This window comes from Magnetovibrio blakemorei (assembly GCF_001746755.1).
Classification (GTDB): Bacteria; Pseudomonadota; Alphaproteobacteria; order Rhodospirillales; family Magnetovibrionaceae; genus Magnetovibrio; species Magnetovibrio blakemorei.
Map to the genome: position 1 here is coordinate 1 of NZ_MCGG01000079.1, position 2,646 is coordinate 2,646.

The window sequence follows — 2,646 nt, forward strand, 5'->3', positions numbered from 1 at the left end:
TTCGACCGTTTTGGGTACCGCGGCGGCGGAGGGGGCAGAAAGTAAAGTCACCCTGGTTCCCGATGTGGATGGTAACGTCGGTGAAATCATCATCAACACAGGCGGCGGCAGCATTGTTTTGAACAGCGCCGGGGCCACGACGACGGTGTTCAGCGCCAATGGCGCGCCCTCGACGGTGGTGGTTTTGTCCCAAGCCGCAATCCAAAAAAGCTTTGGTGCGACGCTTACCAAACTGGTCAAGGTGGTGGCGCAAAAGGCTGCTGCCGATGCAGGACGTGCCGAAGCCCAGGCTCAAGCCAAAGGTGCGGAAGCCAAACAGGCTGATGCCGAGGCTAAGCAGGCTGGCGAGGCGGCGCAAAAAGCTGACGAGGCCGCCCAACAGGCTGACGCCGAAGCCACCCAGGCCGAAGCCGAAGCCGAAGCCGCCAAAGCTGAAGCCGAAGCCGCCAAAGCCGCTGCCGAAGCCTCGGGTGACCCGGAAGATATCGCCAAAGCTGCAGCCGCTGAAGCCAAAGCCGCCGAAGCCACCGCCAAGGCCGAAGCCGCCAAAGCCCAGGCCGAAGTGCAAGCCGCCGCAGCCGCCAAGGCTCAGGCCGAAGCTCAGACGAAAACCGCTGCAGCGGAAACGAAGGCTGCGGAAGCCCAAGTGGCAGTCGCCCAGGCGACGAAAGCCCAGCAATTTAACGCTCTGGCTAAATCGGCTGAGGTGACCCAAACCAAGGCCTTTGAAACTGTGCAAAAGGCAGAGGCCGAAACGGCACAAAAGGCAGACACCGTCGATACGAAAGGTGCGACCGATACGAAGAACGCAACGGATACTTTAGACAGCAGCAATACGGGAGATACGATACAACTCAATGTCGATGAAGCAGATGCACTGGTGCTCGTAGGCGGAGTCTTGGACGATATCTTGGCCATTGTGATTGACGATACGCTTATCACGCTCCCCGAAACCACTCTCCCACCCAACAATGATGACGACAATCGGACAACAGTGGTGGTCGAAGAGGACGTGGAAAAAGTCATTGATGATACACCCTTCACACAATGGGCCATCGCGGCGGCGGCCAGTACCGAATACAATCCTTCCCCCGAAGAATGGAGTGCCGATCAAGCCATTGGTGAACCCGACACCTTTGAATACGGTGACATCGAAACGGCTTGGACGGCAGAAGAATACGATGACGGGTCGCCAGATTGGTTGGAGCTCACATATGAAACACCCGTGTACGCGACGGGTTTGACGATTTATGAATCTTACAATAACGGTTTTGTTTATCAGGTCGATTTGATCGATACGGATGGGACCTACCACACCATCTGGTCGGGTTACGACTCCTCAGCGCAAGGAGATGGTAATGATGGCCTTGGCCTTGAAAGCCAGTTTGCATGGGTGTTTGAAGCCACGTCCTATCTGGTCGAAGGCGTGAAAATCTATACCAATAACATCTATGACTTTGATGAAATCGATGCGGTCGCGCTGCACTCTGGCACATTGAATGTGGGTGAAGCAGGGTATGAAACTCTGCTGAGCAACAGCGGCGATGAAACGTTGGATGGCGGGGCTGGAATTGACACGCTTGATTATTATAATTCGAGCGATGCGATCACCATTGATCTGAGCATTCAAGATGGATCCACGGCGCAGGTGATCAGCGCTTCTCAAGGCTCAGACATTTTACTTAGTTCGCCCTGAAAAACTCTCAACATATTGATAAATAATGATTCCCTTGGGATTCTAAATATAGGAAAATGCCAGAAAGCAGTCCCGTAACGCTCATTTTCTGGTAGATTCTCATGAAGCCTAAAAAACCCCGCCGCCGTGATGCCGATCTGTTTCGCGAACGTCTGGACGCCATCATCGACATGAAGCATCACTTGATCCGGTTGGCCGGGATGATGCCCTGGTCTTCGTTTGATGAGGCCTTCGGCAAGCACTACAAACCGCTGGGCCGTCCGGCTAAATCGACGCGATTGATGGTCGGTCTGCATTATTTGAAGCACATGCATGATCTGTCGGACGAAGAAGCGGTAGAGCGCTGGGTCGAGAACCCCTACTGGCAATATTTCTGCGGATTTGAGTTCTTTCAACATCATCTTCCCATTGATCCCAGCACCATGACGCGCTGGCGCAAACGGGTTGGCCCAGAGGGCATGGAAAAGGTTTTGGCGGCCACCGTTGGCGTGGCGGTCGAGACCGGGGCGGTGAAGGAAAGCAGCTTTCAGCGGATCACCGTTGACACCACGGTGCAGCCGAAGAACATCGCCCACCCGACGGATAGCCGATTGTATCTGAAAGCCCTGCAAACATTGGTGCGCCAAGCCAAGCGCCACGGCATCTTGTTGCGCCGCAGCCACACTCGGGTGGCCAAGCGGGCGGCGCTGATGGCCGGGCGCTATGCCCACGCAAAACAGTTCAGGCGCATGCGCCGCGAGATCAAGAAGCTGAAGACGTTCCTGGGCCGTGTGTACCGCGATATCGTCCGAAAGGTCGCTGGTAATGCTGCTCTGGAAGCTCGGTTTGCCCGGCTTTTGGGCCTCGTCGAACGCCTTCTGACCCAGAAAACCAAGGACAAAAACAAACTCTACGCCCTGCATGCTCCGGAGGTCGCCTGCATCGCCAAGGGCAAGGCGCGCACACCCTAC

1 protein-coding gene and 1 pseudogene are annotated in these 2,646 nt (G+C 55.6%); both read left to right on the forward strand.

Annotated features, from left to right (window positions below):
• Positions 1 to 1,696 (forward strand): hypothetical protein (locus tag BEN30_RS18745; protein WP_211563463.1); only part of this gene is annotated, 1,696 nt, incomplete at its 5' end.
• Between the two features lie 101 nt (positions 1,697 to 1,797).
• Positions 1,798 to 2,646, forward strand: a pseudogene (locus tag BEN30_RS16965) (IS5-like element ISVbsp2 family transposase); the annotation flags it as partial.